The sequence below is a fragment of the Paenibacillus sp. HB172176 genome, from assembly GCF_011947265.1.
GTDB lineage: Bacteria > Bacillota > Bacilli > Paenibacillales > Paenibacillaceae > Pristimantibacillus.
The window spans coordinates 13,443-37,753 of record NZ_JAATHD010000034.1; the positions used below are offsets into that span (position 1 = coordinate 13,443).

Annotated in this window: 16 protein-coding genes; 13 read left to right on the forward strand and 3 right to left on the reverse strand. The window is 50.6% G+C overall.

Features of this window, described 5'->3' with window-relative positions; genetic code table 11:
* Positions 1 to 44: 44 nt before the first annotated feature.
* From HFP08_RS26555 to HFP08_RS26585, 7 genes are all read left to right on the forward strand, one after another.
* Entirely contained in the window at positions 45 to 422 is a 378-nt protein-coding gene (locus HFP08_RS26555) for a VOC family protein (RefSeq protein ID WP_168123662.1), read from the forward strand.
* Positions 423 to 731: 309 nt separating this feature from the next.
* Positions 732 to 1,670 (forward strand): ABC transporter permease, encoded by a 939-nt coding sequence (locus HFP08_RS26560; RefSeq protein ID WP_168123663.1) that lies wholly within the window; start codon positions 732 to 734, stop codon positions 1,668 to 1,670.
* A 1-nt stretch (position 1,671) separates the two neighbouring features.
* Positions 1,672 to 2,544, forward strand: a complete 873-nt coding sequence (locus tag HFP08_RS26565; protein ID WP_168123664.1) for a carbohydrate ABC transporter permease — start codon at positions 1,672 to 1,674, stop codon at positions 2,542 to 2,544.
* Between the two features lie 46 nt (positions 2,545 to 2,590).
* Positions 2,591 to 4,150, forward strand: coding sequence for an extracellular solute-binding protein (locus HFP08_RS26570; RefSeq protein WP_168123665.1), 1,560 nt, complete (start codon positions 2,591 to 2,593; stop codon positions 4,148 to 4,150).
* Between the two features lie 17 nt (positions 4,151 to 4,167).
* A complete protein-coding gene (locus tag HFP08_RS26575) occupies positions 4,168 to 6,546 on the forward strand; it encodes a helix-turn-helix domain-containing protein (RefSeq protein WP_168123666.1) in 2,379 nt (792 codons plus the stop codon).
* Positions 6,518 to 7,912: a sulfatase-like hydrolase/transferase gene (locus HFP08_RS26580; RefSeq protein WP_168123667.1), complete on the forward strand. Its 1,395-nt coding sequence runs from the start codon at positions 6,518 to 6,520 to the stop codon at positions 7,910 to 7,912. The genes HFP08_RS26575 and HFP08_RS26580 overlap by 29 nt, the downstream gene beginning before the upstream one ends.
* 129 nt (positions 7,913 to 8,041) lie before the next feature.
* On the forward strand, positions 8,042 to 9,814 hold the full coding sequence (locus HFP08_RS26585) for a carbohydrate-binding protein (RefSeq protein ID WP_168123668.1): 1,773 nt from the start codon (positions 8,042 to 8,044) through the stop codon (positions 9,812 to 9,814).
* Positions 9,815 to 9,830: 16 nt separating this feature from the next.
* On the opposite strand, the gene HFP08_RS26590 is transcribed toward HFP08_RS26585, so the two are convergent.
* Positions 9,831 to 10,856, reverse strand: a complete 1,026-nt coding sequence (locus HFP08_RS26590) for an aminoglycoside phosphotransferase family protein (RefSeq protein WP_481856624.1) — start codon at positions 10,854 to 10,856, stop codon at positions 9,831 to 9,833.
* Positions 10,857 to 11,113: 257 nt separating this feature from the next.
* Between HFP08_RS26590 and map the strand changes: the two genes are divergently transcribed.
* The gene (gene map / locus HFP08_RS26595) at positions 11,114 to 11,860 is read left to right on the forward strand and encodes a type I methionyl aminopeptidase (protein WP_168123669.1); all 747 of its coding nucleotides are present in this window, start codon (positions 11,114 to 11,116) and stop codon (positions 11,858 to 11,860) included.
* A 61-nt stretch (positions 11,861 to 11,921) separates the two neighbouring features.
* Here map and HFP08_RS26600 read toward each other — a convergent pair whose 3' ends face one another.
* Positions 11,922 to 13,484, reverse strand: coding sequence for an S-layer homology domain-containing protein (locus HFP08_RS26600; protein WP_168123670.1), 1,563 nt, complete (start codon positions 13,482 to 13,484; stop codon positions 11,922 to 11,924).
* Between the two features lie 354 nt (positions 13,485 to 13,838).
* Between HFP08_RS26600 and HFP08_RS26605 the strand changes: the two genes are divergently transcribed.
* The 5 genes from HFP08_RS26605 (at position 13,839) to HFP08_RS26625 (ending at position 21,679) form a co-directional block, all read left to right on the forward strand.
* Positions 13,839 to 15,608 (forward strand): sensor histidine kinase, encoded by a 1,770-nt coding sequence (locus tag HFP08_RS26605; RefSeq protein ID WP_168123671.1) that lies wholly within the window; start codon positions 13,839 to 13,841, stop codon positions 15,606 to 15,608.
* Positions 15,583 to 17,157, forward strand: a complete 1,575-nt coding sequence (locus HFP08_RS26610) for a response regulator transcription factor (RefSeq protein WP_168123672.1) — start codon at positions 15,583 to 15,585, stop codon at positions 17,155 to 17,157. Before HFP08_RS26605 ends, HFP08_RS26610 begins: the two co-directional genes overlap by 26 nt.
* A gap of 854 nt (positions 17,158 to 18,011) precedes the next feature.
* Positions 18,012 to 19,814, forward strand: a complete 1,803-nt coding sequence (locus HFP08_RS26615) for a type 2 periplasmic-binding domain-containing protein (protein WP_168123673.1) — start codon at positions 18,012 to 18,014, stop codon at positions 19,812 to 19,814.
* 77 nt (positions 19,815 to 19,891) lie between these two features.
* Positions 19,892 to 20,785, forward strand: coding sequence for an ABC transporter permease (locus tag HFP08_RS26620; RefSeq protein WP_168123674.1), 894 nt, complete (start codon positions 19,892 to 19,894; stop codon positions 20,783 to 20,785).
* A gap of 15 nt (positions 20,786 to 20,800) precedes the next feature.
* Entirely contained in the window at positions 20,801 to 21,679 is an 879-nt protein-coding gene (locus HFP08_RS26625) for a carbohydrate ABC transporter permease (protein WP_168123675.1), read from the forward strand.
* Between the two features lie 110 nt (positions 21,680 to 21,789).
* Here the strand turns inward: HFP08_RS26625 and HFP08_RS26630 are convergent, their stop codons facing one another.
* Positions 21,790 to 24,108: a helix-turn-helix domain-containing protein gene (locus HFP08_RS26630; RefSeq protein WP_168123676.1), complete on the reverse strand. Its 2,319-nt coding sequence runs from the start codon at positions 24,106 to 24,108 to the stop codon at positions 21,790 to 21,792.
* Positions 24,109 to 24,311: the final 203 nt, after the last annotated feature.

The following is a 24,311-nucleotide window of genomic DNA, read 5'->3' on the forward strand; positions in this document are numbered from 1 at the left end:
ACAATGGGGGTGGAAAACAAACAAGGCGAGAGGAGCTGCAAAATATGACGGTAAAGTTAAAGCGAGTCGCGATTTATGTGGAAGAAATGAAGAGGGCGTTGGATTTCTATCGTATGCTGGGACTGGCTATACCGGATGGCGCTGACGAAGCGCATCACGTAGACGTGGAGCAAGACGGAATGGTGTTCGCGTTCGACATGGTGGAGTCGGTTAAAAGCGTTATTGAAGGTTGGGAGAAGCCTGCCGGCTATCGGACCGAGCTCGCCTTTCAGCTCTCCAACAGCGAAGCGCTGGATGACATGTATCGAAAGTTGACGGCGCTTGGACATGCTGGCTGTCTCGAACCGCGGGATACGCCTTGGGGCGAGCGATATGCCATTATAACAGATCCGGACGGCAATTTAATTAGTCTCGTTGCTTAATGAAAGATAGATTGCACCATAAGCTCATACCGTGTATAAGAACGGCATAAACAGGTTCACGCAAAAGGGCGCAAAGCAGCAAGCCAGGACGTTATTTTCTCGTCCATGGCTGCTGCTTCTTTTTTGTCCTTGCGCTTGCAGGAAGGGCAGAAAAGCAGTCATTATACACGCTGCAATAAAGTGAATAATTGCAATGATGTACAGAAACGGGCGAAATCCGGATGCAATTTTTTGATGTTGCCGGCAGGAGACTTTCTCCGATAAAGTGGCTATCAGGAGCAGGGGTGCACACCGGCTCCGGTGATCACCATGGTTAATGGAGTGAGGGGGAAGTATACTGTGGTCAATCCATTATGGAACCAAATAAAAAGAAGCAAATATTTATATGTGATCGGTCTTCCCGGCATTCTCTATTTTCTAGTCTTTAAATATGTGCCGATGTGGGGCGTTATTATCTCCTTCCAGGAATATTCGCCGTACGCAGGCATATTCGGAAGCGAGTGGGTTGGATTCGAGCATTTTCATCGTTTTTTTTCCAACCCCGACTTTTTGATGCTTTTCCGGAATACGCTCGCCATCAATGTTCTGAATTTGCTTTTCTTTTTTCCGCTTCCCATTCTTTTGTCGCTTATGTTAAATGAGCTGCGAAATAAGGCGTATAAGAGCATCGTTCAGTCGATCGTCTATTTGCCGCATTTTTTATCGTGGGTCATTATTGTCGGCATCACCTTTCTGCTTCTCTCGCAGTCCGACGGGTTTGCGAACAAGCTGCTCGTCAGCCTTGGGCAGGAAAAGGTAGGCTTTCTGACGACGCCGAGTTATTTCTGGGGACTGCTTACGATCCAGTCCATATGGAAGGATATGGGCTGGGGGACAATCATCTTTCTTGCCTCGATGGCGGGAATTGACCCGCAGTTGTACGAGGCAGCCAGAATGGACGGAGCGGGTCGCTTGCGCCAAGCATGGCATGTGACGCTTCCGGCCATTCGGAATGTGGCGATTATTTTGTTTATTCTAAGGCTGGGTCATATTATGGATGTCGGCTTCGAGCAAGTCTTTCTGATGATGAACGGGGCCGTATCGAATGTAGCCGATGTGTTCGACACCTATGTGTACAGGCTGGGCATACAACAAGGCCAGTTCAGCTTCAGCACGGCGGTTGGTTTGTTCAAATCGGTCGTGGGTTTGCTGCTCGTCATCGGAGCCAATCATATCGCGAGACGGTATGGGGAAGACGGGGTGTACTAACATGAGACATCAATTCTCGGATCGCTTGTTTTCAGGAATAAATGCGGCATTGCTGTTGATCATTTCACTTATTTGTATGTTTCCACTCTATTACGTGGGAGTGCTTTCGTTCACCGATCCGGACGAATATATCAAGAGCGGCGTGCTGCTGTTCCCCGAAAAATGGAGTTTGGTGTCGTATGAATTTATCTTATCCAGCCGCTCCTTCGTTCGCTCGATTGGCGTCAGCACCTTCCTTGCGACAGCGGGCACATTGCTCAGCCTGTTCGTGACCGCGGGCATCGCCTATATGCTTTCACGCAAACGTCTTCCCGGCAGAAGGCTGCTAATGCTTATGATTCTGCTGACGACGCTGTTTCAACCGGGTATCATTCCGGCTTATCTGCTGGTTCGCGAGCTTGGTCTCATCAACAGCGTCTGGTCGTTGATTATCCCGGTGCTGTCGAGCGGCTGGTACGTGCTGCTTATGAAAGGATTCTTCGACGGCATACCCGATGAACTGGAAGAAGCCGCAGCCATTGACGGCTGCGGAGATATCAGGGCATGGGTCCGCATCATTCTGCCGCTGTCTCTGCCAGCGATGGCCGCTTTTGGTTTGTTTTACGCCGTCGCATACTGGAATACGTTTTTTCACGCTGTGTTGTATATTAATGATCAGGACATCATGCCGCTGCAGGTTGTTCTCCGCAATATGCTGATCGACTCCTCGCTATCGGCGGGAGGATCCTCCGCCGATATAGGATATGAGCAGCCGCCGTCGGAGACGATCAAGATGGCTGCCGTCGTGGTCGCGACCGTTCCGATCTTGCTCGTTTATCCGTTTGTTCAGAAGCATTTCGCCAAAGGGGCTATGGTCGGCTCGGTGAAAGGATAAGAGTATGAAAATAGTTAATGTACTCAACTAATAGGGGGAAAGCAATATGAAACGTATCCATAAGATTATTGGAGCTGCTTTGCTAGTCATGGCCATGCTGTTGGTCCAGGCTTGCTCGGGCCAATCTGCTTCGTCCAATTCGAATAACGAGCCTTCACCTTCCCAGTCTAATCAGCCGCAGTCTTCCGCGGAGCCGAAGACGGAGCCGCCCACTGATATCAGCATTATGATCGACTTTACGTTGTCGGAGCCGCCAAGCGATGACAATCTCGTCAAGAAAGAGATCGAAAAACAGACAAACACCAATTTGAAATTCATTTGGGTTTCCTCCAACAATTACATCGACAAGCAAAATGTCACCCTTGCATCCGGGGATATTCCCGATATGATCATGATCGACGATCCCTTTGCGCCGCAGGTGAAGCAAATGATCAAGCAGGGAGCCTTCTGGGATATTACGCCTTTCATCAAGGATTATCCCAATCTCAGCACCCGCATCCCGGAGGAATCGTGGAAGAACTCCCAAATCGGCGGCAAAAATTACGGGATTCCGCGCATGCGACCCATAGAAGGAGGAGGAACCTTCCCGATCGTACGCAAGGACTGGCTAGACAAGTTGAATCTTCCGCTACCGCAAACGCTGGATGATATGTACAATGTAATGAAGGCGTTTACGGAACAGGATCCCGACGGAAACGGGAGCAAAGACACCGTAGGCTTCGCCGGCTATACGAATCTCGATAATATGGGGCAGTTCGTTTGGGTGGAGAACGTGTTGAACGGCAGCAACGGAAAGTATAAGCTGCAGGACGGCGCGCTTATCGATACCACGTTCGAGAAGGGAACTCGCGATGCGCTGATTTGGCTGAACAATGCTTATAATGATGGCATCATCTCTCCGGACTTCCCGACGTTAAAGAATTCGCAGGTTAGAGAAATGATCACCGCGAGCAAGGCCGGCATATTCGGCGATACGATGAACCCTTCTTGGCTCCTGACCGGTCAGATGCGCAAGTCGAATCCGGATGCCGATATGATTCCGCTCGTGTCGTTAACAGGCCCGTTCGGTCCGTTCGTTCAGAAAGATCCCGGATTCTTCGGCATGTTCGCCATTCCGAAGAAGGTATCCGAAGCGAAAGTGAAGAAGATTCTGGCGCTCATGGATTTTGGCGCGACGCCTGAAGGTGAGCTGCTCGGAAGCTATGGCATTAAGGATGTCCACTATACGGAGAAGGACGGCGTGTTGGTCGGCACTGAGCAAGCAACCAAAGATTCGGTATACAGTTTCCAAAAATTATTCCCAAGCCTTGATCAGTACGGCCGCGGTTATAATACCGGCATACCGAAGGATTTCTTCGACCGCAACAAAGGGATTATCGACGAGAGAGCCAAGGTCAGCGTGCCGAACCCGGCGTTCGGCCTGGATTCAAGCACGTACAACAAGGTCGGCAAAGAATTCGACAAAAAGATTCAAGATCTGAAGGTTAAGGTCATTATTGGATCGGAGCCGATTACCGCATGGGATGCATTCGTGGATAACCTGAAGAAAGATAAGGAGTATCAACAAATCCTGCAGGAATTCAACGAGGCATACAAGACGAAATAAAAGTAGGGGGCGCTTCAATGAGCAGATTTCTCCTGGCTGGAAGGCCGATGTACAACATGAAAAGACGCGTGTACCGAAAGTACTTGTCCGTACTGCTGGCTGTTGCCTGTATACCCGTCCTTATTCTAAGCGCTGTCGTTTATTTCGTCGGCACGCATCTTGTCAGCCAGGAGATTACATCCATACAGCAGAAGCAGATTGTCAAGAACGCCTCTAAGGTGGAGGAGTACTTCTCTTCCATTGAGCTGATCGCTTCCCAGTGGTCTCAGAACGAGCTATTCGGCTCAAAGCTCAAGGATTTGGAGAAAGGGTATGATTACGCCTATATTCTGCAAATCTATAATGCTCTGTTCACGATGCAAGGCTCAAGTCCTCTGCTTAAGCAGGTCTATTTATATCTGGATTCCTCTCATACGATGATTAATCAAGTAAGCGGGGTCAACCGGATCGAAAGCGCGGCCGTAATCGATCAGCTCCATCGCTCGCTCATGGCGAACGAAAGCCCCGCTTATTGGATGAACGGTCTGGGGGAGCCGGTTAACGCCGAGCAAGTGCCGCTGTTCGTCTACCGTCTTCCTATCGATTCAGAGCAGCCGGGCGCTGCTCTGATCTTTGTATTGGACGACAAAGCTCTGCAGCATGCGTTCAGCGAACTGAGCTTGTCGCAGAAAGGCTTGTCTCTGCTGCTCGACGGCCAATCGAACATTTTAATGCAATTGTATGAAGGCGAGCAATCCGAAGCCTTGGAGCAGAAAGTGATCAGCCGGGTGTCTTCCGGATTGCCTTCTGTCCGGCAGGAAGGGAAAATTGAGGTGGGGCATGATGATTATCTCCTGTCCTTTGGTCAGCTTTCACGGTTTGGCGATGTATGGACGTATGTAAATGCGACCTCTCTGACCGAAATGACACGTCCTGTTACCTTCCTATCGCAGCTTCTTATGCTGCTTGGGCTTGCCGGAATCGCCGTTGCCATTGTTCTATCGCTGATTGCTTCGAGAACGGTTTATCATCCGATCGAGCGCATGCTGAAGCTGGTTCGCTCGGACAAGGAGAGCAATGATGCGCACGGCGATGAAATCCGGTTGATTGAGCATCAGTGGAACAGCATCCGCATGGAAGTCAACCAAGTTCGCGAGAAGCTTGACGAGCAAAGGCCCGAGGCGAGAGCGGGCTTTCTCCTGCAGCTATTGCTGGGCTATACGAATTTTTACGACGAGCTTTCGCTCAGAAACCGCATGCGCCGTCTGGGCTGGATCGTCGACGAGCCATGCATGTACCGGGTCATCCTGTTTCGGCTCGAAGGCTTTTCCCAATCCAGCAAGCAGTTTCTGAAAGGGGACGAGCAGCTCGCGACGTTTGCCGCCGCCAATATCATCGATGAAATTTCTGGCGATGTTTTTCCGCATTATGAGCTCGTCAATTTTCACGACTTGACCGTCGGGATGCTGACGACGGAGTTCGCGGATCATCATGCCGGAGAAGGGATGAAGGCTGTCTCTCAGATGAGCGGAACGATTACGAATGCGGTCCATTCCATATTGGGGATGCATATCACGATCGTGATCAGCAAGGCGGTCCGTTCCGTTGCCGAAGTGCCGGAGGCTTTCGAGAAATGCCGCTGGATGCTTAGTCAGCATAAGCCGAATCCGAGCAGCGCTATTATTGACGCGCAGGATTACGTGCTGGAGGAGGATCAAACCATTCATTACCCGTTCACTTTGGAGCAGGAGATCATTCAAGCTCTGCGCGGGGGGGAGCAGGATTTGGCCGCGCTTCGGATCGAACAGTTTTGCCGTGAAATCGAGGAAGCGAATAAGCAAGACCAGGTGTATTATCAATGCCTGGCGCAGCTTCTTGGCACGATCCGCTCCCATATGCTCCGCATGGGCTTCAATCCTTTTCGCCAGTCGGACAGCTTGGCTTCCTATGAACAACTGACAAAGCTCGGCGATGCGCGGGAGATCGTCCGTTGGTTCTCCGATGTCGTCATCGCTCCTTTCCTGGAGGAAATGCAGCAGCGCGATACCAGACATGATCACCGTATGAAGACGATTGTCCAGTCGATCATTGAGCGTGTTCATAAAGATTACGCCGACGATTTGTCGCTCGATACGTTTGCGGATGAGCATAACGTGAACGGCTATACGCTAAGCCGGATGTTCCGTCAGGAAACCGGCGAGAATTTTATCGATTATCTGACGAATTTGCGGCTGGAGACGTCGAAGCGGCTGCTTGCCCATTCCGAGACCTCCATTCAAGTGATTGCCGAAGCGGTCGGCTACCGTCAGACGTACTACTATCGCATTTTCAAGAAAAAATTTGGATTGACGCCAAGTCAATACCGTGCCGAGGCACAGAAAGGAAGTTATGATGGAACGAACGAATCGTCTACCTAACATCTTGTTTCTAATGAGCGATGAGCATCGTCCGGATTTATTAGGCTATGCGGGAGACAGTGTGGTGCGAACACCGAACCTCGATCGATTGGCCGAATCCGGCGTCGTATTCGATAACGCCTACACGCCTTCTCCGATTTGCGTGCCCGCGAGGCAGTGCATCATGGCCGGGCAGCTGCCCAAAACCTGCGGATGCGAGGGGTGGCTCGATCTCGCGCCGGGACATATGACCTTCTCGCGCCGCTTTGCTCAAGAAGGATACGCAACGGTCGCTTGCGGCAAGCTGCATCATCAGGGGAAGGATCCCATGATGGGTTGGACACAGCGGATTGGCAGTGAAATGGAGACCTCCGCCTCCTATATCGACAATAAGAACGATGAGGCGTTTCAAGCCGGCATCCGTCCTTTTTCGGCATACAAATGGTCCGACGCGCGGGAAATTCACCGCGCCGGCATCGGGCGCGCGCCGAATGTGATGATGGACGAATACACCGTGCAGGGAGCGCTTGATTTTATCGAAAACCACTTCGTGAACCCGTATTATGACCGCGAGGACCCGAATCGGCCGCTGCTGCTCAAGATAAGCCTTCTTCAGCCTCATTATCCGTACAGCGCTTCAGCGGAGAAGTTCAACTATTACTTGAACCGGGTAAAGCCGTTCGCGGAACAGAGACTCTCCGAGCATCCATTCTTGAAGCAGCGCGAGGTGCGTCCAGGCGTGGACGCAACAGAAAGAGAGCTGCGGAGAGCTACGGCCGCCTATTACGCCATGATCGAAACCATCGACGACCATTACGGCCGAGTGCTTCAGGCCTTGGAGGACGCGGGGCAGAATTTGGATGATTGGATCATCGTCTACACGTCCGACCACGGGGAAATGCTCGGCGAGCACGGCATATGGGAGAAGCAGAAGTTTTACGAAGCAAGCGTGCGCGTGCCGCTGTTTATCCGTTGGCCGAGGGGCTTTGACGGGGGAAGGCGAATCGACGAAAACGTCAGCTTATGCGACTTGTTCGCGACGCTTTGCGATTTGGCCGGCATTTCATGTCCGGAAGGACTGGACAGTCGCAGCCTGAGACATTTGTTGGAGGGGCGCTCCGCGGCATGGAACAACGAGGCGGTCTCTCAGTTCGGGCCAACGAATGTCATGATCAAGCAGGACAGCTTGAAATATCAATACTACGGCGAGGAGATGCCGGAGGTGTTGTTTGATTTGGCACATGATCCTGGAGAGCTGACGAATGTGATGGCTGAGCCGAAATACAAGGACGCTGTGGCCGCATTTCGGCGGCGGCTCGGCGAGTTGGGGCATGGTCCATACGCAAATCCCGCCTATACGAGTGCCGGATACGAACCTGCAAGATAGGAGATAGCTGCAAAAATGTATAAACGCAGGCCTAAACCGGATGCAAAAATGTGATGTTGTGTGCATCATCATGATGGGATAATGTTAGGCCTGCACGGCAACCAATAGGAACGAAGGGGTGAAAGGGTTATGAATGTTTTGAAAAACAAGTTTGTAAAAGCAGCATCTTTAAGTTTGGTCAGCCTGTTTCTCTTGCAATGCTTTTCAGTTACCGCATTTGCCAATACCTCTGCGGTCGTGACTGTCGATTACGATGTTGACGTCGGTCCCTCGAATAACGTGGCCAGCGGATTTTTGCATGGAATCGATGATATTAGTCCGGCGCAGTATCTCATTGACGGCGTTCATGTGAAAACCATCCGCGGCGCCGACTCTTACAATTATCTGCCTAGTTTATTCGATTTAACGACGTATAATCGCGTCAAAGCAACGGGCGCTGACATCATGGTCGGTCTGTATTACCGGGCGAGAGCCATCAATCTCTGGCCGGTGGACGCGGCAACCGAAGCGCAGTGGGAAGGGATCATCGAGGATATTTACAACGAAGCGCAAACGAAAAATTTGGATATCAAATCATGGATTACCTGGAACGAGCCTGATCTGCAATGGAATAGCGCGCCGACTACATTCGCGAAGTTCGAAAGAGCGCATGAAGTTGCTTATAAAAAGATGAAAGCGCTTGATTCCGCCGCCTTGGTTCAAGGCCCTGAGCTTGCAGGGTACAATTATTCGAAAATGACGGATTTTCTCTCCTATTGCAAATTAAATGATTGTTTGCCGGATATTTTAAGCTGGCATGAGCTGGGATCATCCGTTAATGACATTGAAGGCCATACCGCCCAAATTAAAACGTGGATGCTGGCAAACGGGATTACGCCGATGCCGATCGCGATTACGGAATATCAAGGACAGTCCTATAGTTCTTCCTCAACCGTGACTTCCTATCCGGGGCTCAATGTCTTGTACCTGGCAAGATTGGAACGGTCCGTTCCGAACGGACTTGCCTATGCCTTGCATGCGTCGTGGCAATACAAAGGAACCAATCCGGACTTCAAGGCTTCTCTGGGAGATTCGGCGAATCGCGACTCGTCACTTCTTCCGAAAGGCCTCTGGTGGGTGTACAACGGGTACAAGGATATGACGGGAAGATTGGTTGAGACCGTTTCCTCGAACAATCATTCGGATGCCATTGCAAGCTTTGACAGCGACATGGGTCGATCCGTCATCTTGCTGGGCACGCCCAACACCTCGACGCCGCATGATCCCGTCGTGCAGCTTAACCATATCCCCGCCGAGCTGAAATATGGAAACAAAACGCATATCAAGGCAGAAAAAATCGTGGACGCAAATATCTTAATGGCGCCGGAAGTCGTCATTGACGCCGATTATACCGTGGTCAGCGATTCTGTAACGTTGAATCTGGCTACGCAAGATCCAAAAGCTGCCTATCGGATTTATATTACTTCCGCAACCGACGATGCGCCCAAAACGTCGTATGAAGCCGAAAATCTAACGGCAACGGCGACTTCCGGCGTAACGTTGAGAACGTTTACAGAAGCTTCGGCAAGCGGAGGCGTAGCGTTATCTCTGGATGCAACGGCAACCGATCAAAGCGTGACGATCACCATGAATGTTCCTGCGGCGGGTACCTATCAATTGGGAGCCATTCTGAAAAAAGCGCCCGATCGAGGTTTTTTCCAGCTCTATATGGACGGGGTGGCTTACGGCTCTCCCAAAGATGGTTACAGCGGCAGCTATACCTATTTCTCTACTGATTTCGGCGCCATCAAATTCGATACGGCAGGAAATCATGATTTCGAATTCCGCACGGTCGGGAAGAACAATTCGTCAAGCAGCTATAGGGTCGTCATCGACAAGCTTGAATTAACGGAGATGAACTAGAGAATACAAATTTGATTCAGCTTCGCGAAGGACTGCTCTTCATTTCATAGATTTTCTGAAGCGTATCCCCATGCTTCTTCTTCTCGACTTCGTCCTCTGTGTGGAGATACCATTCCACTAGTCGGTATCCGAATGCGAGGAGGATCATCTCGTAGACGCAATCATCGGCGAAAGGAGATACATCCGCATATTCCGCAAAGCCCTTGTAATAAGCGGGGACGCATCGCTGGTAGCATTCGACCATATGATCGACATCCGCCTCGTCCGCAATCAGGCTAGCGAGATCCTCGCCCATGCGGCCCCATCCGGATGTATCCCAGTCGATGACCGCGAATTTTCCATCGGCATAGATCAGGTTGGTGATCCAGAAATCACGGTGGCATAGTACGAGGGGCAGCTTTTCGATATGGGCAAATATCTCATCTGCGTGCTCATCGATGTTGATGAGCATTTGCCACACATGCGGTGGGAATTCGCAGTCCTTCGAACGTATATAATCGTAGACGAGGGGCCATGACCGGTAATGCAGATAGATATTCTTCATAAGATCCGCGTGGCTCAGGTTGGTCAGGCTTTGCAGCACAGCGGGCTGCTCCGCATACAGCTTGCCTTGATAGCGTCCTAACTCCAGCGCGGCCAGTTCATACATGTCGGGGGTCAAGTCTAAGCCGGTTGTGCCGTCGATATATTCCAGCCACAGCCGGCATTCACTTTCTTCAGCATTGATCTCGGCGTGGTAGCATAGGGGCCAGCGGAAGGCATCCGAGAATGTCCTTCCCAGGTCTGACGAATAAAGGTCATACTCCCGGCGCCATGAATCAGGATCGCCGAAACGGTTCCATTTCTTCTGAATTTTCAGCACGATTTGGTATGGTAATTGTTCGCCATCTGCAGCTTCGGCAATTCCTGTTACTAGCTGCACACTGCCTACAGTTCCCCCATGTAACGGCATCATCTGCCAGTCGGCCGAGAGGATATCCTTCTCGAAGCATCGGCTTAAGGCTTGGATAAGCGAATCGATTTGTATCGTTATAACCATCATCCTCCATTTCAATATAGGCATACATCTTCAATATCCGCATTGTCAAAATAACCTGATTTGGAAAAATTAGCAATGTAAAATTGGTTATAGAGGTTTTGCACCTGACGCAGAACAGTTTGCCTCGAAACAGCTTGAGCTCGCGGAGGATTTCATCCGTCGGGTCGATCTACATTTGTAGCGAAACAAAACAAGGTCTGTGCGAATTGCGTCTCTTCTGTGCTAAGATAGTTGTATCTATAGATCGGAGGGCTGCCATTGTGACAATAGGATCTCAGAAGGATATTGAAGGACTGAAGGAAATCGGCAGAATCATTGCGCTAACGATTAGTGAAATGAAGCAGCAAGTAAGCGTGGGCATGACGACTCAGGAATTGGATGATATCGGAGGACGGTTTCTGAAGCAGCATGGAGCCGTGCCCGCTCCGAAATCGACGTATAATTTCCCTGGCAACACCTGCATCAGCATTAACCATGAAATCGCTCATGGCATACCTGGAGGGCGAAGGATACAGGCGGGCGATTTAATCAACATCGATGTGTCGGCCGAGCTTGGAGGTTATTTTGCGGATTCGGGACATTCCTTTGTTATTCCCCCATACAGCACTGCCTTGGCGCGTCTCTGCGATTATACGCATGATGTGATGATGAAGGTCATCTCTTCGCTGAAGCATGGCGTGAAGTTGAATGAAATTGGACGGATCATTGAAGCCGAGGCGGAGAGGGGCGGCTATCATGTCATTAAGAATCTTTGCAGTCATGGCATTGGCAGAGCCCTGCACGAGACTCCGACCGAGATTCTTCCTTTCTATAACAAGCATGACAAACGCAAGCTGAAAGAAGGCATGGTCATTACGATCGAACCGTTCCTGTCGACAGGAGCCGGCTATGCCGTTGAGCAGCGGGATGGGTGGACGTTACGCGCACCGGACAATAGCTATGCGGCGCAGCATGAGCATACGATCATCATTACCAAGGAGCAGCCCATTATTGTAACCGTAGCGTAGGCGCATACGAAAAAACCGCTCGATTCCAGGTAAGGAACCGAGCGGCAGCAATAAAGCTGAATTATGGCGCTAATGTAATGTTAATGCGGATGGAGATGTTTTGTGTATTTCCCGCGCCATCCTTTAACGTGCCTTCAATGAGGATGCCGTCATCATTCAAATCATGATTCGCCAAGCCACTCAGGGAGACGCCGCTTGTATGATCAGAATCCAGTTGAGCCAGCAAGTCGATAATGTTCAGCGAGTTGCTTTGCGAAGCATACAACTGCTGAGTAAGATAGGAGGACGAGAAGTTGGTGAGATCAACGCCTTCGAACGCGGTTACGGTCAGCACTGAATTCTCACTTACTTCGATCGTTCCTTCGGTAAGATTGCCGTCGTTCACATCGAAAGTAATTGTCCCCGTCTTGCCAAGATTGATGCTAACAGGCTTCAGGTTAATGGAGGCATAGGTGATTGTCGGAACCGTTGTATCCGTGTAGCTGTAAACGGGCTGCTGTTGCTTGACGATATCAGCGATAGTCTTATTAATATCACTAAGAGAGGTATAGAAAGGAACATCCTCCATATCGTCCAGCTTTACTTGAATCGGCGTTTTAGGAAGCGTCATGTTATCAACGACCTTCTTGTCCTCGTGAAGGATCACTTTGTCGTCTTCAACCGTGACGGTCTTGGCCTCAAAGATGGTGTCCGATGAAATACCGGCAGCGTAAGTCCGCTTCAACGGCGCGTTTAACGGCTGAATTTTGATGATGACATCGTCTTCGTCCAGGATGCCGACTTCAATTGCAAGCGAAACCAGATTTTCTTCCGTCAGCTCGTCCATAGGATAGCCCGTAGCGTGCAGCATGCTGCGAAGAATATCCCCAAAGGTCGGATTTTCAGGGATCTCGCTGGACGAATCATTATCCTCGCCCAAGATCGCGTTCGTCATTTCGATCAATTCTTCGCGGGTCAAGTATTCGTCAGGGTTGAATTTCTGATCCTTCGCGGACATGACTCCCAGGGCGAGGACACTGCCGATTTTCTCTTTGTTCTCTTGCTGTAAATCCCCGATTTGATCTTCTACAACGACGGTGTTCAGAGCCGAGGACTGCACTTGCTCCTGAACGACGGGCGTAGTGAAATCGTCACCATTGGAAATTAATCCAGCATTAATGGCCGCTTTAACGTATTTCTGCGCCCAATCGCTGGCTCCATCTACTTTCGCAGAGTCATCGGTTTCAATACGTAATACTCTGACCAATACAGTAGACATTTGTTCGACCGAGATGTCTCCACTGGGATTAAAGGTGCCGTCCCCATTGCCTACGATAAGACCGGCATTCGCGGCAGCTTCGACTTCCTCGTAAGCCCAGTTGCCTGGCGCGACGTCGCGGAAGGTCTGCGTGCTTGGCGTGGCGTCTACATCCAGACCGTCGAGCAGTCCGGCAACGCGGGCGAATTGCGCTCGAGTCATGTTCTGATCGAGCCCCATGGACTCATCGCCAATCCCCGAGAAGATCCCCTTGGCCTTCAATGCGTTGAACTTCTCCTGAGCGGTGAGCTCGTCGGCGCTGACATAGCTTGCGGTACTGCCTAACAGGAGCGCGGCCATGCAGCTGGCTATCATCTTTTTCTTCATACAAATCTCCTTTCTAATTTATGGTTATATTTTACTAGTGCTATTTTATAGGCTTCCGACACAAAAGTAAATGAAATGACAAAATTAAGTATAAAAACTCTTGTATTTAATCGTTTGTCGACATATATCCTTCTTTGGTCAATGTACTCCGTCAATATAGGATGTCTTAAGGCATATGACTCGAGAATCTGGTTAGTCTTTATTGGATGCGTAGAAAGGACGGTTTATGAAGATGATGTTATGAATCTTCGTTTCGCATAAATCCTTCTATGAAATTCGAAAGCTTCTATATCCCGCGAATCGCTTCTGATATATAATATGGGCACACTTGGACCATAGGGGAGCGATTGCGGAATGAGGCGTATTGGGCTCGCCAAGTTAAAGTTAAATGTGTTTCAGAAAATCCTGATTATGATCGCCGTGCTGCTTATGCCGATCATGGGACTCTATTATTACGCCACGCAGCAAAGCCTTCGTGTTATTCAAGATGAATTGATTAAAGCCAATCTGAACAAGATGGGCACTTTCATGATTCAGCTCGAGAACAGTCTTGAGAAGTTCGAGCTGGTCGCCTCTCCCTTGCTGATCGATACGAATCTGCTGGAGTACGAGCATGACTTCAGCTTGAGCGGCTATACAATGCTCAAAACGGTCTCTATGCTGCAGGAGAAGCTTGCTCTGGCCAGCATCTCCAGCAACTTGCATAACAACGTGACGATCTATTTGCCCAGGAAGGGAGAAGCGATCACGTCGGACACGAAATATGCCTACGACCGAGAATGGCTGAAGAGTCATTTTTCATTGAGTTGGCAGTATGGCAGCTATCCGAATATGGGACTTGGCTTTGCCAGGTATTTCATGTACGCGGGTGAAGATGTACACGACCCTGAGACGGCGGTATCCGTCCTCTCAATCGAGATTTATCAGAAGGATTTCGAGAAGCTGCTGGACACCTACAAGGAAGGGAATGTAGGTGATCCATTCTTGTATCGTTCGGGACAATCCATTATCGAGAGCCGAACGGCGAATACGGAAGGCATCGCTTGGGTAGGCGAAGAATTGAAAACGGTTTCCGAACGGGGCAAGTCGGGCCATCTTATCCGGGAATGGGCAGGCAACTCCTATCTTATCAGCTATTATAAGTCTGATTTGCTTGGCGCTTACTTGGTCGACTATTTCCCCTTGGATCGAATCATACAACCGATCGTCCGGCAACGAGTCTGGTTCGGCGTTATTTCCGCACTCATTCTGATGACGGGGATAGCGGCGGCTTCCATTTTGTTTCGAAGCGTGCAGATTCCCGTGCTGCATCTGATTCGGGGGGTCAAACGCATCAAAAGCGGCGACTTCTCGTATCGCTTGATCCCAAGCAAGCAGAATGAGTTTCAGTTCCTGACGGAATCATTCAACGAGATGACCGAACAGATTCAGAACTTGATCGAGAATGAGCTGCGTTCGCGGATTCAGGCGCGAGATGCCACCTTGAAGCAGTTGCAAGCGCAAATTCATCCCCACTTCCTTTACAATTGCCTGGGCTTCATGATTAATATGACCAGACTGGGCAAGCATCAAGCTACGATTGATATGGCTCATCACCTGGCTGATTATTATCGGTATTCCACGCGAATGGACAATCAAGTTGTATCGCTGAGTGCAGAACTGGCGTTCGTTCAGCATTATCTCGAGATTCACCGCCTTCGCATGGATACGCTTGAATACATCGTTGATTCGGGCCAAAAGCCGGATGAAGTGCATATCCCCCGGTTCCTGATTCAGCCGATTGTGGAGAATGCGTTGGTTCATGGCCTCGAGAGTGTGGATCATCCCGGCAAAATCTCCATACGAGTCCAAGATACGGAGAATCGTGTAGAGGTCATGATCGAGGATAACGGGGAAGGCATGTCGAAGGCCGCAATGCTGCGGCTGCAGCAAGAGTTGTCGATACCGGCGGATGATTATTCCGGCTGCGGCCTGTGGAACGTCTATCAGCGCATGATGCATTATTTTGGAGACGGCACATCCTTAATCTTTGACGAATCCGCACTGGGGGGCTTGCGCGTGACATTAGGCTGGAATCGAAGGGAGAGAAGGGAATCCGATGTACAACTTATTAATCGTGGATGATGAGAAGCATTATACGGACAGTCTTGCGGAGACGGTGTCTTGGGCGCAATTCGGCATCAAGAAGGTATTCAAGGCTTACAGCGCGTCGCAGGCCTTGGAGCTGCTCGATCAGGATATCGACATTCTGCTGACGGATATCCGCATGCCGAAGACATCGGGACTCGAGCTCATCGAGGAATCGAAGAGAAGGAAGCCCGATATCGAATGCCTCTTGTTAACGGGCTATGCCGAATTCGACTTCGCCCGCAAAGCGGTGGAGCTGCAGGCGATTGGCTACTTGCTAAAGCCTGTTAAGGATGAGCAATTGTTCGAGGCGATGCACAGGGTTGTTCGTCAGATTGAGGCGGGCCGCGAGGCGAGGCGCATGCATGCGGTGTATCGGGAGAATGTGGTTCAGCTCAAATCGAAGCTGCTCGCGGAATGCCTGAGGGGCGTGTCCATCGGCGGCAATTGGACGGAGAAGCTGATGGATTATGGCATCGATATTCAATCGGGCGGCCATGTGGCTCTCTGTCTGATTGGCCTTGGCGATGCGGCGAGCCGCGATCTGTTCTCACATTCGCTGATGCAATTCGCCACGGCCAATATTCTCGAGGAGCTGCTGCGGGAACGCTATGATGTGTGGTGGACGGCCGAAGAGGAGGACGGGCATCTGGTTGCCGCAGCTTACGAGGCGTCGGGCGCGCCGCCGGATTTGGAGTGGCTGGCGCAAAGGCTGGGTCGGTTGAAGGAAGAAGCCAGACGCTGGCTGAAGGTGGAGGTGACGGCGGCCGTTGCGGAACCGTGCTTGTTCCCTCATGAGATGAGCCGAGGCTATGCGCAGGGGAAGCTTCACCTTCAAGAGAGACCATCCGTCGGAAAGATAGAGCAAAGGAATCGTGCGAACGCCGCGGCGCTTCTCTATGAGCCGCCGATGCTCACGCACTTGCTCGAGTCTGAGCAATGGGAGGAAGCGAAGGAGAAGGTTCGCGCGCTGATGGCTTTGCTGTATGCGGAGAAGACGGGACTTGCGATAAGCGACCTCTTCTTCCATCTGTCGAATGCGTTCTTGTACTTCGCCCATCAATACGGCAAGTCGATAAGCCAATTGTTGAACACGGAGCAATCGAGCTACTTCAGAGGCAAGCCGATACTTCATGTGGCGCAATTGGAGTCTTGGGCCATCGGCGTCGTTAAGCGTCTGGAAGACAACTATGCGGATCAAGGTCAGGAGTCGAGCGAGTGTATCATTGCGCAGACGCGCCATTATATTCAAAGTCATCTCGGTCAGGACCTGTCGCTTGCGCAGTTGGCCGATCATGTCTACGTTCATCCCAATCATCTCTCCAAGGTGTTCAAGCAGACGATGCACCTCTCGTTATCGCAATATATCTATCAGCAGCGCATTCAGAAGGCGGCGGAGCTGCTGAAGGCGACCGACGCCAAGATCTATCAGGTGGGCGAGCGTGTCGGCTATCCGAATACGAACTGGTTCATCAAGAAGTTCAAAGAGTATTACCGCCTGACCCCGCAGGAATACCGGGAAAGAGGGCTGCGCGGCGGCAAGTAAGAGACAGGCAGGTGGGGGATGACAGACGAGTAGGTAGGCAGTCGTGGGCGGTAGACTAATAGGGTGTCGTAAGTTGGTAGGCAGGCGTAAGTTGATAGATAGGCATGCGTATATTCGTATTGGCAAGAGTAGGCAGGTAACAGATAGGCAACTGGTAGTTAGGTAGACGGCAGGTAGGATGACTAGCGTGTCTGCGCAGGCGAAAGAATGGCCGTAATGTCCCCCTACAACTCACCAAGTCGAGCATATTCGCATGCTGCGGAGGAGATGGCAGGTATTTCTGGTATTTCTGCGAATGCAAGCTTACAGACAAGGGCTCATTGGACTTATCTACTTGAAAAGGCCGTTCTTCCATGTGGAAAGATGCAAAAATCCATCAATTTCTTAAACGAGGGCGCATATTAAGAGGATTACTGCAAAAATCCATCAATTTCTGTATCGAGTCGAAAAGTCAGCCAGTTCTGAGCCTCATTCCTGTATATCTGCAGTAATTTGCCGAAATGACCTATATTCGTCCAGACGACGTACCTCCACAGGGATTTTCGATTTGCAGTTGCAGTTGCTCCAATTCCAAAAATGCTCTCACAACCATCGCTCCTCCTACTCTAACTTCCACCACCATCTACTCCTAACTGCCACTACCACCAACCCACCAACACGTCTATACACAATACATCAATACCAATACTGTCATTGCCGCCTGCTGCGAATATCACAATTACGAAGATACGACCTCTCTTCATAAACGACTCGATTTCTTCTATCAGGATGAGAAGCTTCTATATCCCGGCGGCTCCTCTGTTCTTTAAAATGGAAGTAAGAAAGAACACTCTATTTGAAGGAGAGATTAGCGAATGCGGGTGAAAGCGCGGAAGGGATTAACGGCATTAACGATCAGCATCTTGGTCGTGGCATCAGCGTTGGCCGGTTGCTCGAACAACACGAACGGAAACACCAATGCGACGAAAGCGCCAAGTGTGACGAAGAATACGAATACGGCTGTAGAGAACATAGGGGACAACAAGGACAACGGAGACAAGCCGCTGTGGGATTTCAAGTATGATCCGCCGGTGACGATCACGACGGCGCTTATCGACGAGGATCGTCCGAATGCCTTCAAGCAAGGCGAGACGCTCGAAGACAACATTCACTCGGAGTGGATGGAGGAGAATCTCGGAATCATAACCAAGTACGAGTGGACGGTGGGCAAGCCGGAGGATTACCAAACAAAGCTGCAGCTCGCTCTGGCGACGAACGTCAAGCTTCCGGATACCTTCTATGCGGATGGCGATGTGCTGCAAAATCTGATTACGGCAGGCAAGCTGATGCCAATCAACGACGCCATCGACAAGTACGCTTCGCCGACGCTCAAGGCGGTCTTCGAGAAGTACCCGTATGTACTTGGCGAATTGTCGCGAGACGGCAAAATTTATGGTATTCCCCGGTTCTTCATGGGAGACGAGGGCACCGTGATGTGGCTCCGCAAGGATTGGCTGGACAAATTGTCGCTGGAGGCGCCTACGACGCTGGATGAACTGGAGACTGTCATGAAAGCGTTCTCCGAGGAAGATCCGAACGGCAACGGCCAGGATGACGAGGTAGGCTGGGCCGTGCCGCTGAAGGAAGGTCCTTGGACCTGGATGGGACAGTCGGACGCGATTTTCGGCGCTTATACCGAGCATATGATCAACACCTATGATATCAAATCGTACTGGAACGAAGATGAGAACGGCAATCTGGTGTATGGCGCCGTACACCCGGATGCCAAGAAGTACTTGGAGACGATGCGCGACTGGATGAGCAAGGGATATATCGACAGCGAAGCGGGCGTCAAGGATCCGAGCAAGTCCGCCGAGCTGGCGGCTTCCGGCAAGGCGGGACTGATGTTCGGCCCGTACTGGATGGGCGCATGGCCGCTCTCCGATACGGAGAAGATCGATCCGAATGCCGATTGGGAACCTTATCCGCTGCCAGCAGGTCCGGACGGCGAGGTGCGGCTCGCGCAGAAGACGCTTTACGGAGGCGGCTTGGTGTTCCGCAAGGATTTTGACAATATCGAAGCCTGGTTCGCCTACTATAACAAAATTTTGGCCAAAGCGGCCGGACCGGATGATCCGTATTATGACCCGCGGTTCAAGGACGGCTTCCACGAGGGCTATGATTATGTCACCTATAACGGCAAGGTCTATACCGGGAATTACAAGGAAGCGGGAGTGCCGGAGGACAAGTGGCCGCTGCCGGACGGCAACAATATCGATATGCGCTGGATGGTCAGTCCGCTCTTCGGCACCAACACCCCGCAGGTGCCTTATATGAACACGGAAGCGATCGAGAAGTTCGTCGCGAATCCCGACGCAGAGGCCGCGACGCCGATCGAGGTGTCGGTGAAGTCGCTGAACAGCGCGCAGCTCCAGGGCGCGGGCATCAACGTGAAGCAGCGGGAATACGAGGTTCCGAACCTGTTTACAGGGGCTGCCACACCAACGATGAAGAAGAACGGCGAGTTCCTGCAGAAGCTGGCGACCGAAACGTATCTGCAGATCATTTACGGCGAGAAGCCGCTGGATTATTTCGATCAATTCGTCAAGGAATGGAATAAGAACGGCGGCGAGAAGATTACGGCGGAAGTCAACGAATGGTATAAGAATAACAAATAATTCGTGAAGGGAGGGGGACGGCAATTCAGCGCTGGCTGAAGCCGCCCCCTCCTTCTACAACATGGATGGTGTAGCGAATGAAGAGATACTGGTTGAACACTTGGCAGTTTCATGCGCTGCTGCTTCCGGCCGCGCTGTTTATCCTGATTTTCAATTATATTCCGATGTTCGGCGTGGTGATGGCCTTCCAGGACTATCAGCCTTGGCTAGGCATCAGCCACTCCGAATGGGTGGGGCTCGATCATTTCCGTTTCCTGTTCTCCTATCCCGACAGCAAGCAGGTTATCGTGAATACGCTCATTATCGCCTGTCTGAAGCTGATTGCCGGCTTAATCGTGCCTCTCCTGTTCGCGCTGCTTCTGAACGAGGTTCGCATGATGGGAGTGAAACGGGTATTTCAGACCATGGTTTACCTGCCTCATTTCGTCTCCTGGGTCGTGCTTGGCGGCATTCTGATCGATATTCTGAGCACGGACGGAATCGTGAATCGGCTCATTCGCGTGTTTGGCGGACAATCGATCTTCTTCCTCGGAGACGGCGATTGGTTCCGGTTCACGCTAATCATTAGCGATGTGTGGAAGGAATTCGGCTTCTCTGCGATTATCTTCCTGGCCGCGCTGACGAGCATCAGTCCCGCTCTGTATGAAGCGGCCGAGATTGACGGTGCGAACAAGTGGAAGCAGGTGCTCTATGTGACGCTGCCCTCCATTTTGCCGATCATTATTGTTGTCGCTACGCTGTCGCTGGGCCGCATTCTGGATGCCGGCTTCGACCAGATTCTGAATCTGTACAATCCGCTCGTCTACAGCAAAGGGGATATCATCGACACCTTCGTGTACAGAGTGGGGCTCACCAAGGGGGAATTCAGCTTTGGCACTGCCGTCGGCCTGTTCAAGTCGGTGGTCGGGCTTATCTTTATCGTGGCGAGCTACCGAATGGCTTACAAGCTGGCCAATTACCGGATATTTTAGGAGTGAGAGTCGACCATGAGAAATCGATCCGCAAGCTATGCCGTGTTTACGGTTTTCAATTATTTCGCCTTGGCGGTCCTGGCCGTTCTGTGCGTCCTGCCGATTCTGCATATGTTCGCCGTCTCCTTCAGCTCGCGGGCGGCGGCCACCGCTAATATCGTCAACTTCTGGCCGGTCGGTTGGACATCGGAAGCCTATACCACGACCCTCGGCAACGATTCGTTCCTGAGATCGCTCTGGATCGCCGTCGAGAGAACGGTGCTGGGAACGGGAGTGTCCATGCTTCTGGTCATTATGGCGGCTTACAGCCTGTCCAAGACCTCCCTGAAATTTCCCGGCCGCTCGACGTATACCTGGTTCTTCGTGTTCACGATGCTGTTCAACGGCGGTTTGATTCCGACGTACTTTCTGATCAATGAGCTGCACCTGATGGATACGCTGTGGGCGCTCATTCTGCCGACCGCCGTCAATGTGTGGAACATGATTCTGATGCTGAATTTCTTCCGCTCGCTGCCGCAGGAGCTGGAGGACGCGGCTCTCATCGATGGGGCGGGCCATTTCACCGTGCTGTGGCGTATCTTCTTCCCGATTTCCATGCCGGCCGTCGCCACGCTGTCGCTCTTCGCCATGGTGTTCCACTGGAACTCCTGGTTCGACGGCGTCATCTATATGAACAGCAAGGACAATTACCCGCTCGCGTCCTTCCTGCACGCCATGGTCGTATCGAACAATCTGAGGCAGCTCGGCATGAGCGCGCAGGATGTGGCCAATATCTCCAACCGTACCGTCAAGGCCGCGCAATTATTCATCGGCACGGTGCCGATTCTGCTCGTCTACCCGTTCCTGCAGAAATATTTCGTGAAGGGCATTGTTCTGGGGTCGGTGAAGGAGTGAGTGGGTGTCATATAACAACGGCAGTCATGGGCGATGTTGCTATGTCCATGACTGCCGTTGTTTGGTGTACGTGGGTTCTCTCATCCGCTATGAATGGAAGCTGACTTCAATCAATCCTCCATCATCTCCTTCTTCATCATGGTTTCCCGCTCCCGATAGGTCGAAGGTGACAGGCCGTACTTTTTCTTAAACAGCGTGGAGAAGTAAGGCGTATTGTATATCCCGACTGATTCGCTGATTTTGGCGGCAGTCTCATTGGTTGAAATCAGAAGCTCCCTGGCCTTTTCCAACCGGATATGATTCAGATATTCACTGAACGATTGCTTTGTCGATCCCTTGAACAGCTTTCCGAGATAACTTGGAGACAGACCGCCTACGTTGGATACTAGCTCAAGGGATAAATTGGGTTCGGCGTAATGCTCCAGAATATAATTCTGCACCTTATCAATAACAACATTGTGCTTTTGCGCGTTTATCCAATGGTTTTTCTCCTCAATCAAGCTGCAGATATCGGCGCAATAGCTGTGGAATAAATTTTTGATTTCTGCGAGATTCTCGGCAGCCTCGATATCCGAAACCGCATCCAGATATTCAGCGAAATTAGAGTCCGGCAGATGCCGCAAATAATCAAAATGCTTGAGCAGAGAGAGCATGAATTGAATGCTGTAGGTTACCGCCTGATTGACCGATCCGAAAGAAATATGCTCGATAAATTGTTCGATATTCTCTCGTATAGCTTCCGGTTTGCAGGATTGAACGGCTTCGATTGCCTTTTTCTCATAATCGGCCGGGTAGCTAAGGGTTGTCATTATATGCGAACGAGTCGTTTGGGAATCCAGAATGGACTCTTTTCCATAAATAAACCGATATTTGACATACTGCTGTGCCGAGGTATAGGAGGACGAGATGGTTTTTCTGCCATAGCTTATGTCTCCCACTCCGATAGAAAGGGTAAGCTTGAAATATCGTTTAAGAAAGCTTTGCACGTTGCGCAAGGCTGGCATTAACTCAACAGGCCGTTCGCTTGACGCATATTGGCAGATGGCCACCGCTTCATGCTCCCCTGTTATCAGATAATCGCATACCCCGAGAGGCTCCAGCATCTCCGTGGCAATATTGCCCAGCGCAAAGCGCAGCAGCGACTTTTGTCCGCCTTCCGTTCCCCCTCTTGTTGGCTCTAAATCATTAATTTTGAACACGATTACGCAGAAATAAGGTCCTGAAAGCTCCGCATCAATGTCTTGAATGAGCTCGCCGGGTACAGAGGTATTGAGGGAATGACTTCTGAGCAGCGAATGCAGATAATGCTCCCGAATCGTTCTGGAGGAGCGGTTGATTACGAATTGCATGGACTTTTCCCTTTCCTCCAACGAGGCGAACATGTCAGCCATAACCTGATATTCATCAATGAACGACGATTTAACAGCGGCTGAGTTCTGTATGATCTTCTCAAACAATGTGGAGAGCGGTCTATATAGGCTTTTGCTCAGAAAGATGGAAACAAGCAGGCCGATCAGCACGATCCCTCCCGTCACTAGCAGGGTAACATTCCGTAGATGATCAATGTTGGAGATGAGACTGGAATAAGGGGTAACGCTTACAAAATACCAATCCATTTCCTCGGACTTCACATAGGTAATCAAATGCTTCTTAGTATGAATCGTTGCCGTAAAGCTGTTCCTCAGCTCATCCTGACTCAAAATTTGCTGCACATACGGGGTGTCGGACAAATCATCCAGGAAACGATTTGAATCGGTATGTGAAAGCACTTTGCCTTCCTTGTTGATGACGAATATGTTGTTGGCGGACTCCGCTTTTCCAATATTGCGAATCGTCGTAAGAATGGACTGCTCTTCAATATTAATGTAGATAAGCGGGTTGCTCGTAGTGAGCATTGAATAGTCGGGATACAGCAGAAAAGTAAGGAACTGCAGCGGTGCACCATTATTCCGGTTAGGGACGACAAGGCTCCGTGGATAAAATTCCATATATTGCTCAGCGCTTATCGCGTAGAGCGAAGAGTCAAATGGCAGCCCGGCCGTATCGACTACCGTTTTCGTCGACGGCCGATAGATTCCAATACTGTGTATGTACGGATAGGCGCTTTGAATCTGGGACAGCTGCCGAAAGACATGGTAATTCTTCGTTTTATCCTCTTCGCTATCATTCAGGAAGGAAGTAATCTCCGGCAGGTTAAGCAGGGAATTGCCAATTGTCATGGCCTGGTTATAGACGACATCGGACGCATAACTAATTTGGGATAACATAGCTTTGGAATTACGATCCGCTTCTTGGACGGCACTCTTTGAGAAAAAATAAAAGAGATAGGTGGACAGCAGACTGACCGTTAGAAGGATAAGCAAAAAATAGGAAATGGCAAGTTTCTGGAATGCCTTATATCGAACAAGCCGGTTCATGGTAATTCGCATGAGGATTCCTCCGTGACTGCTAGTATAATTTATTCAATATAAAATAAAGGCGGTTAAAAAGATACTTCATTCTTTAAAAATGAAAGTCATTTCGGATATTTGAAAGCCCATTATTCGAATTGTGAAAGCGAAATCGGGTATTTAAAATTGGCTTTGCCCATCCGCTGATTTAGAGTTAAAGCAAAGCTCACAAAAAACTTGCA

What these genes read in the sequence shown, in the direction of transcription:
- HFP08_RS26555 (WP_168123662.1), top strand. Translation starts at nt 45, where the DNA reads ATGACGGTAAAGTTAAAGCGAGTCGCGATTTATGTGGAAGAAATGAAG.
- HFP08_RS26560 (WP_168123663.1), top strand. Translation starts at nt 732, where the DNA reads ATGGTTAATGGAGTGAGGGGGAAGTATACTGTGGTCAATCCATTATGG.
- HFP08_RS26565 (WP_168123664.1), top strand. Translation starts at nt 1,672, where the DNA reads ATGAGACATCAATTCTCGGATCGCTTGTTTTCAGGAATAAATGCGGCA.
- HFP08_RS26570 (WP_168123665.1), top strand. Translation starts at nt 2,591, where the DNA reads ATGAAACGTATCCATAAGATTATTGGAGCTGCTTTGCTAGTCATGGCC.
- HFP08_RS26575 (WP_168123666.1), top strand. Translation starts at nt 4,168, where the DNA reads ATGAGCAGATTTCTCCTGGCTGGAAGGCCGATGTACAACATGAAAAGA.
- HFP08_RS26580 (WP_168123667.1), top strand. Translation starts at nt 6,518, where the DNA reads ATGATGGAACGAACGAATCGTCTACCTAACATCTTGTTTCTAATGAGC.
- HFP08_RS26585 (WP_168123668.1), top strand. Translation starts at nt 8,042, where the DNA reads ATGAATGTTTTGAAAAACAAGTTTGTAAAAGCAGCATCTTTAAGTTTG.
- HFP08_RS26590 (WP_481856624.1), bottom strand. Translation starts at nt 10,856, where the DNA reads ATGATGGTTATAACGATACAAATCGATTCGCTTATCCAAGCCTTAAGC.
- HFP08_RS26600 (WP_168123670.1), bottom strand. Translation starts at nt 13,484, where the DNA reads ATGAAGAAAAAGATGATAGCCAGCTGCATGGCCGCGCTCCTGTTAGGC.
- HFP08_RS26605 (WP_168123671.1), top strand. Translation starts at nt 13,839, where the DNA reads ATGAGGCGTATTGGGCTCGCCAAGTTAAAGTTAAATGTGTTTCAGAAA.
- HFP08_RS26610 (WP_168123672.1), top strand. Translation starts at nt 15,583, where the DNA reads ATGTACAACTTATTAATCGTGGATGATGAGAAGCATTATACGGACAGT.
- HFP08_RS26615 (WP_168123673.1), top strand. Translation starts at nt 18,012, where the DNA reads ATGCGGGTGAAAGCGCGGAAGGGATTAACGGCATTAACGATCAGCATC.
- HFP08_RS26620 (WP_168123674.1), top strand. Translation starts at nt 19,892, where the DNA reads ATGAAGAGATACTGGTTGAACACTTGGCAGTTTCATGCGCTGCTGCTT.
- HFP08_RS26625 (WP_168123675.1), top strand. Translation starts at nt 20,801, where the DNA reads ATGAGAAATCGATCCGCAAGCTATGCCGTGTTTACGGTTTTCAATTAT.
- HFP08_RS26630 (WP_168123676.1), bottom strand. Translation starts at nt 24,108, where the DNA reads ATGCGAATTACCATGAACCGGCTTGTTCGATATAAGGCATTCCAGAAA.